Source organism: Mycobacterium sp. SMC-19 (genome assembly GCF_045310815.1).
Lineage (GTDB): Bacteria > Actinomycetota > Actinomycetes > Mycobacteriales > Mycobacteriaceae > Mycobacterium.
Map to the genome: position 1 here is coordinate 64,321 of NZ_JBJIAM010000001.1, position 16,122 is coordinate 80,442.

Here is a 16,122-nt window from a genome sequence, read left to right on the forward strand (position 1 = left end):
ACATGTTGCGCCCCAGAGCGATCTCTGGGGCGCAACATGTCCATTCCATGAGATCGGAGTCCCCTGGTGCCGTTGAACACCATCGCACTGGAATTGGTGCCGCCCAACACCGATCGCGGGCCTGAGCACGCCCGCGAAGAGGCATACAAGGTTCTACAGCTATCCGAGCAAGCGGGTATCGCAGGCCGGATCGGTCACGTCATGATCCCCGGATTGATCCCCGAGGATGACGATCGGCCGGTCGAGATGAAGGCCAAACTCGACGTATCCGACTTCTGGTCGATCATTCACCCCGAACTGCCCGGCGTCCGCGGACTGTGCACGCAGGTAACCGCATTCCTCGATGAGGCGGCGCTGCGGACGCGCCTTACCGGCCTGCGTCAGTCCGGGTTCGACGGAATCATCTTCGTAGGTGTCCCCCGCACGCTGAACGACGGTGAGGGCGGCGGCGTCGCACCCACCGACGCGCTGTCGAAGTTCGACGACCTGGTCGATAACCGGGGCGTCATCCTCATCCCGACCCGGGACGGCGAGCGCGAACGCTTCGACTTCAAATGCGACCGGGGCGCCACCTTCGGAATGACGCAGCTGCTCTACTCCGATGCGATGGTCGGATTCCTCCGCGACTTCTCCGAAGTCAGCGACCACCGGCCCGAGGTCCTGTTGTCGTTCGGCTTCGTGCCGAAGATGGAGTCCAAGGTCGGACTGGTCGATTGGCTGATCCAGGACCCGGGCAACGAAGCCGTCGCCGCCGAGCAGGCCTTCGTGCGGACACTGGCCGCGGGCGAACCCGACGTCAAACGCCGCCAGTTGCTCGATCTGTATAAGCGGGTCATCGACGGCGTGGCCGAGTTGGGCTTCCCGTTGAGCCTGCACTTCGAGGCTCCTTACGGTATTTCGAAACCGGCATTCGACACCTTCGCCGAGATGCTCGCCTATTGGTCGCCGCGGGCCTGAACCCGGCCCGAAACCGTCTGCAACGCAGAGCATTCACCGGCATTTCAAGTAGGGTCTCGCCGGTGTTCAGCTGGACGCTGCCTACCGGTCCTACCTTCGAGCGTGAAGGGGAGTAGTTCCTACCCGCCACACCGGTGGCGGATGTGAATGGTCGTCAATACGGCGAGTCGCCTCGCCCGGTCATTCAGCGGACCCAGGACTTTCGCGAGCGAGACCTTCGGACGATTCACCATGTCGACCGAAGGTTCCGCAGGCTGTCTCTGAGGCTTCGGTCGCCGAGCGAAGGAGACCGATGCCCCCCTCGATACCCGCCCTGATCGACGATGCCGAACCCGGCTATGACGTGGTTGCCGGCCCACCGGCGGAGGCTGATCGCCCACGGCGACACCTTCGCGCGGCCCCCGAACCCGGCGATGGTTTGATAGCGGTCAGCAGCGCCGCGATGGCCGGCATCAACGCCGTCGGCCTGGGTCTCGCAGTTGCCAGTCGCGTTCTGCGGTTTCGCCGGTTGCCCTCCAGTCTCCAGGGCGCTGTAATCACCCTGGACCACCAGCCGCAACTGCGCCGCCTGCTGGAGGAACGAATCGGCAAGCGCGCCACCGCCACTGCGTTGGGGATGGCGACCACCGCGGTCAACGCACTCGGTGCGGCGCCGTCGATGCTGGCGGTGGACCTGGCGATCAACACCATCAGGGCCGCCGAAGCGCGCGCGGACACCCGGGCCTGGGCGCGGCGAGAGCCGGAGCTGGCCCGCCCGGTTGCCTCATCGGCCCGGCGCACGGCGGAATCCCCGGAGAGCCCGGTCGACCAACACCTACAACGCGGGACCTGGATTCAGGCGATCGGCGCAGCCGTCGTCGCCGCGACCAGTCGCGACCCCGAACTGGCCGGTAATGCCGCATTGGTCGCGGTGCCCAAAGCTGCCCGAGCCACTCACGAGTCGTTCGCAGCCACGTTGGGCCGCGGGCTGGCCAACCGGGACGAGGCACTGCAGATCGACCCTGACAGCCTGCGTCGACTGGACCGCATCGACGTGGTGATCCTCGATCCGCGGGTGCTGCGGACCGAATCGTTGCGCTTGACGCGACTTCGCGGCGCCGACGAGAAGGATCTGACCGCCTGGGAGAGCGCCCGGGCGATGCTTGCGGAAGGTGACCTGCGGCCAGGTTGGCATCCCGTCACCGGCCGCCCCGGCACCGAGGCGCTGTTTGCTCCGGCGCCGCATCCGCTGGCGGCCGCGACGCTCGCTGAGACACAGCGCGCCCAGGTGCAAACAGTCACCGTGGACGACTCCACCGGCCTAGGAGTACTGCGGCCCGCATTCGACGAAATCGCGCCAATGACAGGCGATTCGATCGATGACGCGCTGCTCGATGCGGTACGCGACTACCAGCAGGAAGGCCACACCGTCGCGGTGATCTCCTCGACGGCCGCCCAGGCGCTGTCGGCGGCCGACCTCGGGGTCGGCATCCTGCCCGACGTTAGCGAGCCGGTGGCGGATCTGATCGTCGATGACCTGTCCGGGGTATGGCGAGTACTGCATGCCCTGCCCGCGGCCCAGTCGGCCACCCGCCTTGGTATCGCATTATCCACCGGCGCTTCAGCATTGGGTTCGATGCTGCTCATTCCCACGGTGCGAGGACGCGGTCCCGAACCGGTCGCGCTGGGCGCGGCTGTGGGTCTGGTGTCCGGCTACTGGTCGGCCCGTCAAGTGATCACGGCGCCGCTGCCCCGACCGGTCCCCGTCGACGAATGGCATGCGATGTCGGTCGAACAGGTGCGTGACGCCTTGGCCTCGCCGTCGCAGCCCGACTTCGCACCGGACGCCGGAACTGCCACCCGGCACGTGGTCTGGCAGTTCCTCGACGCGGTGCGTGACGAACTGTCCGACCCGCTGACGCCCGTGCTCGGGCTGGGTGCCACTGCCACCGCGCTGCTGGGCGCACCAATCGACGCGCTCATGGTGGGCTCTGTCCTGGTCAGCAACGCCGTCCTGGCGGCCGGTCAACGGTTGAGCGCCGAGCTGCGGCTGGATCGGCTACTGGCCGAGCAGATCCCGCCCGCCTGGAAGGTGACGATCCGGCCCGATGGCACCCGCGACCGGGTTCAGGTGCTCCCCGAACAGCTGCAGCGTGGCGATCTGATCGAGGTGGGTCCCGACGATGTGGTGCCCGCCGACGCCCGTGTGATCGAACTGGAGAAGTTGGAGGTCGACGAGGCCTCACTGACCGGTGAGTCGTTGCCGGTGACCAAGCAGATCGACGCCACTCCGGGCGCCGAGCTGGCCGAGCGGCGCTGCATGCTGTTCGCTGGCACCACCGTGGCCTCCGGGACCGGTCTGGCGTTGGTGACCGCGGTGGGTCCCGACACTGAGGTGCGGCGCGCCGCCGACCTTGTCACCAGCCGGCATGGGGATATCGGCCTGACCCATCAGCTCGGACAGATCACCAGCCGGACCTGGCCGCTGAGTCTGATGGCCGGCGGTCTGGTCAGCGTGCTCGGGGTGTTGCGGGCCACCCGGCTGCAGCAGGCGGTGGCCAACGGAGTGTCGGTGGCCGTCGCCGCTGTCCCCGAGGGCCTGCCGGTGGTGGCGACGCTGGCTCAGCACGCCTCGGCGCAGCGCCTCACCAAATCCGGTGTGCTGGTGCGGGTCCCCCGCTCCGTGGAGGCCCTGGGCCGCGTCGACGTGGTGTGCTTCGACAAGACCGGGACCCTAAGCGAGAACCGGTTGCGGGTCACTGAGGTGCGCACGGCAGCCGATCATTCCCGTGACGAGGTGCTGCGGTGCGCGGTGCGCGCAACCCCGTCGGCCAAGGGGCAGAGCCACGTCGACGCCACCGACGCCGCGATCGTGGCGGCGGCGGCACCGGTGTCCGGCGCCGTCGCGCCGGGGGCCGCCGACGCCCATCTGCCGTTCCGTTCCGGGCGGCCCTTCGCGGCATCGGTGTTCGGTACCGAATTGACCATCAAGGGGGCACCCGAGGTGGTGCTCGCCGCCTGCGACAGCGTCCCGGCCGATATCAACGATGTGGTGGAGCAGCTGGCCGACGAAGGGCTGCGGGTTCTCGCGGTTGCCCGACGCGAGCTCAGTCCGGCTCAGGTGCAATCGCTTTCGGCTGATCCCGACGACGCCGAAGCCCAGCTTGCCGCCATGGCCCGCCAATGCGCCGACGGTTTGACCCTGGTCGGTTTCGTCGGCATCTCCGACACTCCGCGCGCCGGGTCGGCCGGCCTGCTCGCCGAGCTGCACCGCCGCCAGGTGCCGGTTCGGATGATCACCGGCGATCACCCGACCACCGGCCGGGCCATCGCCCGCAAGATGGGCGTGCAGCTGTCTCCCGATCAGGTCATCACCGGCTCGGAATGGGAAACCCTCTCGGGTAAGGAGCAGGAACGTGCGGTGGCTGAGCGGGTGGTGTTCGCCCGCATGTCGCCGGCGAACAAGGTGCAGGTGGTGCAGGCGCTGGAACGCAGCGGCAAGGTGTCGGCGATGGTCGGCGACGGCGCCAACGACGCCGCCGCAATCCGGGCCGCCACGGTCGGGATCGGCATCGTCGCGCACGGCAGCGACGCCGCGCACACGGCCGCCGACGTGGTGCTGCTCGACGGCAAGATCGAGACCCTGCTGGACGCCCTCAACGAGGGCAGCCAACTGTGGCAGCGGGTGCAGGCGGCGGTGGCGGTGCTGCTGGGCGGTAACGCCAGCGGCGCACTGTTCGCGATCATCGGCAGCGCGCTGACGGGTCAGTCGCCGTTGAGCACCCGGCAACTGCTGCTGGTCAACATCGTGACCGACGCGTTCCCGGCCACCGCGCTGGCGATCAGCCAACCGCGGCGCCCGATGCCCTTCGGGGGACGCGGGCCCGACGAGAAGGCGTTATTGCGCGCGGTGGCGCTGCGTGGCTCGACCACCGCCGGTGCCACGATCGCGGCATGGATGATGGCCCGGCTCACCGGCTTTCCCCGACGCGCCTCCACCGTGGCACTGGTCGCGCTGGTGACCACTCAGCTGGGACAGACCCTGTTGGAGTCACGCTCGCCGGTGCTGGTGGCTACCGCGGCCGGCTCGTTCGCGGCGATGGCACTGCTGATCAGCATCCCGGGGATCAGCCAGTTCATGGGATGCACGCCGCTGGGCCCGATCGGCTGGACCCAGGCATTGGGATCGGCGGCGATCGCGACCACCGCGGCGGGCATCGCACCCCGGTTCCTCTCGCGTACCGAGGCGAAAGACGCTGTCACCGCCTGACACCGGATTCAGCGGCGGCGGGCGAGATACTCCTGCTTGAGCACCCAGGTGCGCCCGTCGTCGCTGCGTTCATCGCGCCAGCGAAACGAGTCCGGGCCGATGTCGCGGAAGCTCCATCGGATGGCGGAGCCATCCGGCAGCGTGCCGTCCTGCACGATCCCGTCCGCGTCGGCCTTGCCCAGTTGGTGCAGCCGAAGTCCCAGTTGCGGTTCCGTCCACTGGATGTGCCAGGCATCGATAGCCGGGTCAAAGATGCGCAGCGTCGACCCGTGAAAGAGTCCTTCGGCGTGCCAGACGTCCTGGACGGCCCGTCCGTCGAGCACCCAGTCCGCGACCATCCAACCCGCGACGTGCCGGGTGCCCTCGTCGCCGAACCAGGTGATGTCAAGATCCCAGCGGCCACCGACCAACCACCCGTAGAGGGCCATCGCGTCCCGATGTTCGGCGGTCGGTCCGGCGGCGACCAATGCGTTTGTCAGCAAGGACATGTCAGGCCGCCACGAGGTCGAACTCGTTGCCCTCGGGGTCTGTCAGTGTGGTCCACCGGTAACCGCCCTCGGCATGATCGGCCAACCGGGCGGCGCCCAGTTCCAGGGCCCGTTCGACTGCGGCGGTCAGGTCCGCCGCGACCAGGTCGAGATGGATTCGGTTCTTGACCTGCTTGGCTTCTGGCACCTGCACGAACACCAGGCGTGGAGGCGTCTGCGCTGAGATGCCGATTGAGGCGATCTCGGCGCTGGCTCCCTCGTCGACCGGTCGGGCCAGCAGCTGCGACCAGAATCGCGCCAGCTTGCCGGCGTCGGCGCAGTCGAAGGTGACGGTGTGCAGCGTGATGTCCATGGGAGAACTCCTTGTCGTGGGTCAGGATTTGGTGCGAAAGATCGGCCAGCACACCTCGGTGCGATGCGCTGTCTCGTCGTCGGTGTCGTAGCCGGACACCCGGTAGTACTCGCGGATCGGTCCGTCGACACCCAGTTCGCGTTCGGCAACATGGGTGCCCAGCGCGCCGTAGGTGCGGTCCAGCTCGCCGAACGCCCCGCGGTGCACCGCGACCGCCAGTTCCGCTGCAGGAATCTCCAGCGTGCGCACCCTGCCCCGGGCCGTCGCGGCGCTCGCCGGCCGGAACGCGATCACCTCTCCCCCGCCGGCTTCGAAGAACTCCGCCGAGTACAACGCAGCGCGAACCCCGGGGGCGTCATCGGCGACCGCGGCATCGAGCTCGGAGAACGCCTGCGCCCACCAGTCATCGATGTCTGCCATCGCCACCTGGTCGACGACCGCGGCCGCCGACGTGGCCGGCACCGACCGGTAAGTGACGTCGCAGGCGTCGCCGGAGTCTTCGAGCAGCGCCCGCAGCGATTCCACGCTGGCCTGGGTTTGCGCCAGGCGGTCTTGGAGCCGTTGCAGGTGAGCCACGATGGCCCGGTTGCGGTCGGTGACCTGCTCGGCGCGGACCACTTCGGTCAGCTCGTCCAGCGGCATGCCCAGATCGCGCAGCCGGCGGATGACTTGGGCGATCGGCACCTGGTCCGGGCTGTAGTAGCGGTACCCCGACGACGGGTCCACCTGCACGGGTGCCAGCAGGCCGCGCTCGTGGTAGAGCCGCAACGCCTTGACGGTCAGATAGGTCATCCGGGAGAAGTCCCCGATGGGCAACAGTGTCGTCATGCGCTCCAGTGTCGAAGCTCCCCCGGGGGCAGAGTCAACAGGTCGGTGCAACTAGCCTCGGGAGATGGAGTTCAACACGCTGCGCCACGAGGTCGAAGACGGCATTCTCACCGTCTACCTGGACCGACCGGACAATCTCAACGCGTTCACCGTCGAAATGGCCGAGGAGCTGGAGCGCACCTTCGTCGAGGTCAACGACGACGATGCCGTTCGCGCGGTGATCGTCACCGGCTCCGGACGCGCGTTCTGTGCGGGCATGGACCTGTCCAGCTCGGGCAATGTGTTCGGGCTCGACGAGTCCAAGTCGCCGTCGCTGGCCGCCATGGCCGACCTCGATGATCCCGAGCTGGCCCGGGTGCGCGACACCGGCGGGCGGGTGACGCTGGCGATCTATGGCTGTCGCAAGCCGGTGATCGCCGCGGTCAACGGTGCGGCGGTCGGGATCGGCGCCACCATGATGCTGGCGATGGACGCGCGGCTGTTCTCGACCAAGGCGCGTTTCGGTCTGGTGTTCGGGAAGCTGGGCATCACCCCGGAGGCGTGCTCGACGTGGTTCCTGCCCCGTATCGTCGGTGTCCCAACGGCTTTGGACCTGCTATACCGCGCCGACATCCTCGACGCCGAGGGGGCGCGCGCCTGTGGGATCGCCCAGTCCATCCACGAACCAGAGACACTGCTGACGCAGGCTCGGGCGCTGGCCGACGCGTGGACCAAGGGCCGCTCGCCGGTTTCGTTCGCGTTGATCCGCCAGATGCTCTACCGCAACTCCGCGCAACCCGACCCGGTCGAGGCGCACCGGGTGGACTCGCTGGCGATGTTCTACACCAGCATCGGCGACGGCGCCGACGGGGTGCGGGCCTTCCTGGAGAAGCGCGACGCGCAATTCACCGCGCGGGCCTCGGCCATGCCGCCGTTCTACGACGAGTGGGTCGGCAAGCACTAGGCATCACCAGACCCGGTGCTAGGTAAAGCATTCACCGGAACTTCAAGTCAAATCTCGCGGACGTTCAGCCGACCGCCGCCAAGCGGTTCTAGCGTCGGCCGCGAAGGGGAGTAACTCCTACCCGCCGCACCCGTGGCGGATGTGAATGGTCGTCAATCCGGTGGGCCCGCCCCACCCGGTCATTCAGCGGACCTCTGACACACCGCGAGCCAGACCTTCGGACGATTGGCCATGTCGACCGAAGTTTTCGCCCGGCAGATTCGGTCGCCAAGCAAAGGAGACCGATGCCCCCCGCGATGCCTGTTCTCGCCGAAGACCTCATCCCGGCACTGGACGCGCTCTACGAGGCCGAACCCGACGACGACCCCGATAATCCACCGCCCCTCGGCGACCTGTACGACGTCACCGAGGGGCGACCCACCACCCGCTCCACCCCCGAACCCGGCGACGGGTTGATCGCGGTCAGCAGCGCAGCGATGGCGGGTATCACCGCCGTCGGCATGGGCATCGCACTGGCCGGCCGCGCCCTGCGGATCCCCCGTCTGCCGGCCAGCATCCAAGGCGCCGTGGTCGCCTTGGATCATCAGCCGCGGTTGCGCCGCCTGATCGAGGAGCGAATCGGCAAGCGCGCCACCGACACTGCATTGGGGCTGGCGACCACTGCCGCCAACGCGCTCGCCGCAGCACCGTCGATGGTGGCAGTGGACCTGGCAATCAACTCCTTCAAGGCTGCCGAAGCACGGGCCGAAGAACGGGCACGGACTCGACGTGAACCGCAATTGACCCGCCTGACCGGCCGGCCCCACGAACTGCCGGACCCCGCCACCGATATCCGGCCGACTGGACCAGTCGAACGACACTTGCTGCGCGGCAGTTGGATTCAGGCGATCGGCGCGGCCGTGGTCGGTGCCGTCAGCCGCGACCCGAACCTGGCCGGAAACGCCGCGCTGGTTGCCGTACCCAAGGCCGTCCGGTCCACACAGGAATCATTCGCGGCGACTTTGGTCCGCGGCTTGGCCGACAACGACGAGGCCTTACAGCTGCACACGGACGCCTTACGTCAGCTGGACCGAATCGACGTGGTGATCCTCGATCCGCGGGTGCTCCGCAGCGACAAGTTGCGCCTGGTGCGGCTTCGCGGCGCCGGCGACAAGGATCTGACCATGTGGGAGCGCGCTCAGGCCATGCTGGCGGCGGGCGACCTGCAGCCAGGCTGGCACTCAGTGGCCGGCACGCACCGCAACAACGGGTGGAACGGCACGGAGGCGCTCTTCGCACCGGCGCACCATCCGCTGGCGGCCTCGACGCTCGCCGAGACACAACGAGCTGACGTGCGGGTGGTTTCGGTGGACGACCCCGCCGGGTTGGGTGAGTTGAGGCCGGCGTTCGATGAGATCGCACCGGCGACGGGCAACTCGATCGACAACACCCTGCTCGACGCTGTGCGTCGCCATCAGCAGGACGGTCACAGCGTCGCAGTGATCTCCTCGACGGCCAACCGGGCGCTGGCGGCCGCCGATCTCGGGGTGGGCATCCTGCCCGACGGTGCCGCCGAGACCCAGCCGTGGAGCGCGGACCTGATCGTGGATGATCTCGCCGGGGTGTGGCGGGTGCTGCATGCGATCCCCGCAGCCAAGGCCGCCAGCAAACGGGGTATCGAGTTGTCCATCGGCGCTTCGGCGATGGGTTCGCTCATGCTGATTCCGACCGTCCAGGGTCGCGGCCCAGAAGCGGTCGTCGTGGGCGCGGCTGCGGGCCTGTGGTCCGGATACCGGTTGGCGCGCGCGGTGATCAATGCACCGCTGCCCCGGCCGGTTCCCGTCGATGAGTGGCATGCCATGTCGGTCGAACGGGTTCGTGCCACGTTGGCTTCATCGTCGGACCCCGCATCCGCTGGGCTCGCCGCGGATGCGGCGCCGCGCCACATGATCTGGCAATTCGTCGAGGCGGTGCGTGAGGAATTGTCTGACCCGCTGACTCCGATACTGGGGCTGGGTGCCACGGCCACTGCGATCCTGGGCTCGCCGATCGACGCCGCCCTGGTCTGCTCGGTATTGGTCAGTAACGCGTTCCTGGCTGCCGGGCAACGCCTGAGTACCGAGCTACGGCTGGATCGGCTACTGGCCGAGCAGATCCCGCCTGCATGGAAGGTGACGATCCGGCCCGACGGCACCCGCGAACGCGTACAGGTGCTGCCCGACGAGCTGCAGTGTGGTGACCTGATCGAAGTGGGGGCCAATGATGTGGTGCCTGCCGATGCCCGCCTGGTCGAGCAGGAGAAGTTGGAGGTCGACGAAGCATCGCTGACCGGTGAGTCGTTGCCGGTGGCCAAGCAGATCGATGCCACCCCGGGCGCCGAGCTGGCTGAGCGGCGCTGCATGCTTTTCGCCGGCACCATCGTGGCGGCCGGAACGGGCCTGGCGTTGGTGACCGCGGTGGGTCCCGACACCGAGGTGCGCCGCGCCGCCGACCTGGTCACCAGCCGGCATCACGATATCGGGCTCGGTCATCAGCTCGGCCAGATCACCACCCGGATTTGGCCGCTGAGCCTGGTGGCCGGCGGCTTGGTCAGCGCATTCGGGTTGTTGCGTGGTACCGGGTTGCACCAGACAGCGACCGACGGTGTTTCCGTGGCCGTCGCCGCCGTCCCCGAGGGCATGCCGGTGGTGGCGACGCTGGCACAGCAGGCGTCTGCACGTCGACTCACCAAGTCCGGTGTACTGGTGCGGGTCCCGCGCTCGGTAGAAGCCCTCGGCCGGGTCGACGTGGTCTGTTTTGACAAGACCGGGACCCTCAGCGAGAACCGGTTGCGGGTCACCGAGGTGCGCACGGCAGCCGATCATTCCCGTGACGAGGTGCTGCGGTGCGCGGTGCGCGCGACCCCGTCGGCCAAGGGGCAGAGCCACGTCGACGCCACCGACGCCGCGATCGTGGCGGCGGCGGAGCCGGTGATCGGTGCCGCCGAACCGGGTGGTGCTGACATTCATCTGCCGTTCCGTTCCGGGAGGCCGTTCTCGGCGTCGGTGATCGGGACCGAACTGACCATCAAGGGAGCACCCGAGGTACTGCTCGCCGCGTGCACCGATGTTGCGGCCGACGTCTATGAACTGGTCGAGCAGCTCGCGGCCGACGGACTGCGGGTCCTGGCTGTGGCCCGGCGCGAGCTCAGCCTCGAACAGGCGCAGTCACTTTCGGAAGGCCCTGACGATCCCGACGCTCAGCTGGCTGCCATGGCTGCGCTGTGTACCGGGGGGCTGACTCTGGTCGGGTTCGTCGGCATCTCCGATACCCCGCGCGCCGGGTCGGCGGGCCTGCTGGCCGAGCTGTCCCTGCGGGAGGTGCCGGTTCGGATGATCACCGGCGATCATCCGACCACCGGTCGTGCGATCGCCCGCAAGATGGGCCTGCAGGTCACCGCCGAGCAGGTCATCACCGGCATGGAGTGGGAGGCCCTGTCGGGTAAGGAGCAGGAGCTCGCGGTGGCCGAGCGGGTGGTCTTCGCCCGCATGTCACCGGCGAACAAGGTGCAGGTCGTCCAGGCCCTGGAACGCAGCGGCAAGGTGTCGGCGATGGTCGGTGACGGCGCCAACGACGCCGCCGCCATCCGCGCGGCCACGGTCGGGATCGGCATCGTCGCCCAGGGCAGCGACGCTGCCCACACCGCCGCCGACGTGGTGCTGCTCGACGGCCGGATCGAGACGCTGCTGGATGCTCTCAACGAGGGCAGCCAACTATGGCAGCGGGTACAGGCGGCAGTGGCGGTGCTGTTGGGCGGCAACGCCAGCGGCGCGGCATTCGCGCTCCTTGGCTGCGCGCTGACCGGCCGGGCTCCACTGAACACCCGCCAGTTGCTGCTGGTGAACATGGCGATCGACGCATTTCCCGCCACCGCGCTGGCGATCAGCCAACCGCGGCGCCCCATACCGTTCGGGGGGCGTGGGCCCGACGAGAAGGCGCTGATGCGCGCGGTGGCGCTGCGTGGCACGACCACCGCCGGCGCCACCATCGCGGCGTGGATGATGGCGCGGCTCACCGGCTTTCCCCGGCGTGCCGCCACGGTGGCTCTGGTCGCGTTCGTCACCACCCAGCTGAGCCAGACCCTGTTGGAGTCACGCTCACCGCTGGTAGCAGTCACTGCGGGCGGTTCGTTCGCGGCGCTGGCGATCCTGATCAGCACACCGGGGGTCAGCCAGTTCCTGGGCTGCACACCGCTGGGCCCGATCGGCTGGACTCAGGCGCTGGGATCGGCGGCGGTCGCCACCACCGCGGCGAGCATCGCACCGCGGTTCTTGTCGCGTGCCTAGCCGGCCGGCTGCCATCCCGGGCCGCGAAACAGGTGACCCAGCGCGGCACGCCAACTGCGCGCCGCACGGATGTCACGCCAGATCGCGACGTACTCGTGGGTGGCCACCCGCACCGGATTGAACGTGTCGATGTTCTTGGTCAAGCCGTAGACCACGCGCTCGTCTTCGGGCTGGAAGGTGCCGAACAGCCGGTCCCAGACGATGAGGATTCCCCCGTAGTTCTTGTCGAGGTACTGGGCGTTCGCCCCGTGGTGCACTCGGTGGTGCGATGGGGTGTTGAAGATGAATTCGATTGGCCGCCAGAGCTTGCCGACGCGCTCGGTGTGGATGAAGAACTGGTAGAGCAGGCTGACCGACTGCTGCAGCAGGATCATCCACGGGGCGAAACCGGCGAACGCCAACAGGATCCAGAACGGCACCGCGGTGAACGGCGTCCAGGTCTGGCGCAGGGCGGTGGACAGGTTGTAGTGCTGACTGGAGTGGTGCACGACGTGGCTGGCCCAGAACACCCGGATGGTGTGGTGGGTGCGGTGATACCAGTAGTAGGCGACGTCGTCTGCGACGAACAGCGCGATCCAGGTCAGCGGGTTGCCGGCCGGCAGGTGCACCGGGGCCAGCAGGTAGACCCCGCTGAAGACCGCCAGCACCACCAGCTTCCAGCCGATGTTGATGACCACATTGCCGATGCCCATCGTCAGGCTGGTCCGGGTGTCCCGCAGTTCGTAGCCGCGCTCGTCGTCGTCGGGCCGCACGACGAACGACACGGCCTCCAGGATCAGGCAGAGCACGAAGACCGGGATGGCGTGCGCGATGAGGTCGAACATGCGGCTATTCCTCTTCCTCGGCGCCGGCCTGGCACGCCGTGACGAACCGGGTCAGCAACTCGTCGGCGAGGCGGTACGCCGTATCCTCGTCGGCGGCGGCGATCGCGGCGGCCAGGTCGATGTGTGCGCTTCGGTCGGCGAACTCGGCGGCTCCCAGCGCGTAGATGGCCTCGCGGCCGATCTCGTCGTAGGCGGCGACCAAGGTGTTGAGAGCCAGCCGATAAGCGATATTGCCGGATCCGTCAATTACGGCGACCCAGAACGCCAGGTCGGCATCGCTGATCGCCGCGAGATCCCCGGCGGGCGGGTATTCCGCGGCGGCAGCGGTGATCGCGGACCGCTGCTGTTCTGAGGCGTTCCGCGCGCACAGGCGTGCGGCGTCCGCGGCGATCGAGCGCCGCATAACAGCCACGTCGCCGATGATCTGGCGTGCCGGGATCGCCCCGGCGACGGCCAATCCGGTCAGGGCGTCCAGGCCGGCGCTTTGGCGCCAGTCCAGCACCCGGGTCTTTCCGCCGTGACTGATCCGGACCAGTCCCGCCTGCTGCAGCCGCTTGAGCGCTTCGCGGACCGCGTGCCGGTTGACCTGCAGGGTCAGCGCCAGTTCGCGTTCCGATGGCAGCGGCTCGCCGGCAGGCAGGCGTCCGGTCAATATCTCTTCGACAAGCCGCACGAAGATCGTGTCGGAGAGTGCGGTGCGGGAGATGGGCGCCAGGTCCATGGTCTACATGGTCAGGCACCCCGCCCCACTGGTCAACTGGTTGTACCAGTTATCTGGATCACATCGCGGCGGCGCACAATGGGGCGATGCGCACACAGTTGATCGCGGCCGCCGCGCTGCTGGCCAGCACCGCGCTCCTGGCAGGGTGTCGCCACGACGCGGTCGCGGCACCCTCGACCGACGATGTGTCGGTGCCCAATCCCGACCCGAGCCCCCAAATCAGGGGCTGGCTGACACAGATGCGCGGCGCGACGACGAATTCCATCGTTGACTACCCCACCTGCGACAAGGACGACGCCAACTGCCTGTGGTACTTCCCGAACTCAACATCGTTCCGCACCCCGGCTGGCGCGGTGTTCTGCACCGCATTCGACGCGCCGGCCCATGGGACGTTCAATTGTGCGGTACGCAATGCGCAATTCACCCTGCCTACGCGACCGCCTGAGCCGCATAGCCAATGGCATGCGAGCGACATCCGTCAGGGCGACCAGGGCTGGACGATCGGTAATTTCGTCGGCCAGCCCAGCGTTGCCCTCGAAGCCAATCCGCTGCCGTATGACACCAAATTGGTGCTTTCACACCTGAAGAGCCCGTCTGGCGAGGCACCGCGGCTGGAATGCGGGAGCTTTACCCACGGTATGGTCTGCCTGGACCACATGTCGGCCAAGGGCTTTCACGCCTCACGTGATGACTTCACTCCGTTTTCTTACCCCTCGGCACTGTAGTCACGCACCCGCCTCGACGTAGATCGGCAGGTCGTCCTGCCAGGGCTGGCGCTCCACCATGTCCGCCACGTTGACGTGGCCGCGTTCGAACTCACCGGTGGCGGCGTCCACTAGCCGATAGGCCTGGGTCTGGCGGTGGATCGGCTGCGCGTCGAGAATCACCACGCGCACCTCCCCCGGTTCGAAGCCGCAGCGCTGCTGCAACGCCTCGATCAGCTGCTCGTTGGTCATGTGGCCATCACCGAAGTTCCAGCCGACCGCCGTAGAACAGATCCGCTCGCCATCGGTCAGCGAGTAGTCGCTCTCGTCGCCGTCGGCCATCGCCCGATGCGCCAGGCTGAACAGCGCCCGGCCGTGGGTGTTGAAGCCGCGGAACGCATATCCCATGTAGATCGGAATCTGCGCGGCCTCCGCGCTGCCGTAGAACCGTTCCAGCTGCGCGGCCGGCATGCTGGCGATCGCGAGGACGCCGCGCGCGATCTTCTCTTCGGCCGACGGCTTTAAGCACCACAGCGTGGTGTCCCAGTTGCCGGCGTAGTACCGCATGCCGGGAAGGAACGAAACCTTGTGCGGGAACAGGTTGCCCAGCACCACCGTGCCCGCGCTGACAGCGAACAGCAGCGCCACCGCCAGCGGGTTGTTGAGGTCCGACAGTCCGAGATCGGCGTGCGCGACGAACAGCGACAGCACCCCGAAGATCATGAACACGTTCCACTCCAGCGGCACCCCCATCGGGATCGCCGCCAGGATGCCGAGGTGGAAACAGACCATGACGAAGGCGGCGATCGCGGTGGGCAGGCCGCCGTGGCAGAAGAACAGCGGTAGCGGAACCAGCATCTCGATCGCCGTGCTCAGATGCGCCAGCGCCTTCGACGGCCCACCGGGGCGCAGGTCTTCGGGGAAATTCTTGAAGAAGGCGCGCTTGAGTGCCTTCGGCCGAATCAGCGGGTTGTTGCTCATCATCGTCGAGATCACGAACGGGAAATGCCGGTTGAGTTTTGAGGTCGCCGCGCCCATCCAGATCACCATGAAGATCGCCTTTGCCGCGATGATCATGTCCACACCGGTGAACAGGAACGCCGCCGCCAGCGGCGCATAGACCTCGCCGCGCGCGGCCAGGAAGATCACCTTGTCCCGTAGGCCGATCGCCGCCAGGATGCCCAGAATCGTCAGGATCTGCCAGTGCGGCAACACCCCGACTTCGGTGTGCAGCGCGGCGATGGGGCCGGTCCCGTCCGAGACCAGTGCGACCAGCAGCATCACCAGTAATGCCGCGTACAGCGCGGCGTCCGCCGGGGTGCGGCCGGTGCCGCTGGTCAGCGGAATGCGCCGCGGCCACGGTGGCAGCCGAATGGTGCCGGGCCGCAACCAGTACAGGATCGAGCCCATCGGCGGGAAGAAGCGGTTGTTGAGGGGACCGAAGCCGCAGCCCAGGCCGATCACCTCGAACAACATCGTGTAGAGCACGACCTTCTCGAAGACGATCGGTTCGCTCCACCACTGCCGCACCTCGGTGAAGCCGTCGACACCGGCGGTGCTCAACGCGAACAGCCACGCGCCCAGCACGTAGAGGCCGATCTTGAGCACGTAGAACAGGTGCAGCACCACCGGCGTGCCGAAACCCACCTCGGCCCAGTGCCGGGCCATCGGCCGGATCTTCTCGCTGCGCGTGCCCTTGCTCCATTCGGCGAAGTCGACAACGGGCAGTTCAGGTTTGAGAAATCCCATGAC

The 16,122-nt window shown here is 67.9% G+C and carries 11 protein-coding genes; 5 read left to right on the forward strand and 6 right to left on the reverse strand.

Features of this window, described 5'->3' with window-relative positions; all coding sequences use genetic code 11:
* The first annotated feature begins 66 nt into the window (after positions 1-66).
* Together ACJH5R_RS00325 and ACJH5R_RS00330 are read left to right on the forward strand one after the other, a co-directional pair.
* Positions 67-957: a mycobacterial-type methylenetetrahydrofolate reductase gene (locus ACJH5R_RS00325; protein ID WP_406781065.1), complete on the forward strand. Its 891-nt coding sequence runs from the start codon at positions 67-69 to the stop codon at positions 955-957.
* Between the two features lie 292 nt (positions 958-1,249).
* Positions 1,250-5,206: an HAD-IC family P-type ATPase gene (locus ACJH5R_RS00330; RefSeq protein WP_406781066.1), complete on the forward strand. Its 3,957-nt coding sequence runs from the start codon at positions 1,250-1,252 to the stop codon at positions 5,204-5,206.
* 8 nt (positions 5,207-5,214) lie between these two features.
* Here the strand turns inward: ACJH5R_RS00330 and ACJH5R_RS00335 are convergent, their stop codons facing one another.
* Genes ACJH5R_RS00335 through ACJH5R_RS00345 form a run of 3 tightly spaced genes read right to left on the reverse strand, consistent with a single transcriptional unit; the run spans position 5,215 to position 6,874 of the window.
* A complete protein-coding gene (locus ACJH5R_RS00335; protein WP_406758761.1) occupies positions 5,215-5,694 on the reverse strand; it encodes a hypothetical protein in 480 nt (159 codons plus the stop codon).
* Between the two features lies 1 nt (position 5,695).
* A complete protein-coding gene (locus tag ACJH5R_RS00340; protein WP_406758760.1) occupies positions 5,696-6,046 on the reverse strand; it encodes a VOC family protein in 351 nt (116 codons plus the stop codon).
* 21 nt (positions 6,047-6,067) lie between these two features.
* Positions 6,068-6,874, reverse strand: coding sequence for a MerR family transcriptional regulator (locus tag ACJH5R_RS00345; protein ID WP_406758759.1), 807 nt, complete (start codon positions 6,872-6,874; stop codon positions 6,068-6,070).
* 64 nt (positions 6,875-6,938) lie between these two features.
* Here ACJH5R_RS00345 and ACJH5R_RS00350 point away from each other — a divergent pair, with 64 nt between their 5' ends.
* A complete protein-coding gene (locus ACJH5R_RS00350; RefSeq protein ID WP_406758758.1) occupies positions 6,939-7,817 on the forward strand; it encodes a crotonase/enoyl-CoA hydratase family protein in 879 nt (292 codons plus the stop codon).
* A gap of 284 nt (positions 7,818-8,101) precedes the next feature.
* Entirely contained in the window at positions 8,102-12,121 is a 4,020-nt protein-coding gene (locus tag ACJH5R_RS00355; protein WP_406781067.1) for an HAD-IC family P-type ATPase, read from the forward strand.
* Here the strand turns inward: ACJH5R_RS00355 and ACJH5R_RS00360 are convergent.
* Both ACJH5R_RS00360 and ACJH5R_RS00365 read right to left on the reverse strand, forming a co-directional pair.
* Positions 12,118-12,945 (reverse strand): sterol desaturase family protein, encoded by an 828-nt coding sequence (locus ACJH5R_RS00360; RefSeq protein ID WP_406758756.1) that lies wholly within the window; start codon positions 12,943-12,945, stop codon positions 12,118-12,120. The genes ACJH5R_RS00355 and ACJH5R_RS00360 overlap by 4 nt on opposite strands.
* Positions 12,946-12,949: 4 nt before the next feature.
* A complete protein-coding gene (locus ACJH5R_RS00365) occupies positions 12,950-13,666 on the reverse strand; it encodes a FadR/GntR family transcriptional regulator (protein ID WP_406758755.1) in 717 nt (238 codons plus the stop codon).
* Between the two features lie 86 nt (positions 13,667-13,752).
* Between ACJH5R_RS00365 and ACJH5R_RS00370 the strand changes: the two genes are divergently transcribed.
* The gene (locus ACJH5R_RS00370) at positions 13,753-14,391 is read left to right on the forward strand and encodes a hypothetical protein (RefSeq protein ID WP_406758754.1); all 639 of its coding nucleotides are present in this window, start codon (positions 13,753-13,755) and stop codon (positions 14,389-14,391) included.
* On the opposite strand, the gene ACJH5R_RS00375 is transcribed toward ACJH5R_RS00370, so the two are convergent.
* Positions 14,392-16,119: a DUF3556 domain-containing protein gene (locus ACJH5R_RS00375; protein ID WP_406758753.1), complete on the reverse strand. Its 1,728-nt coding sequence runs from the start codon at positions 16,117-16,119 to the stop codon at positions 14,392-14,394.
* Positions 16,120-16,122 lie beyond the last annotated feature (3 nt).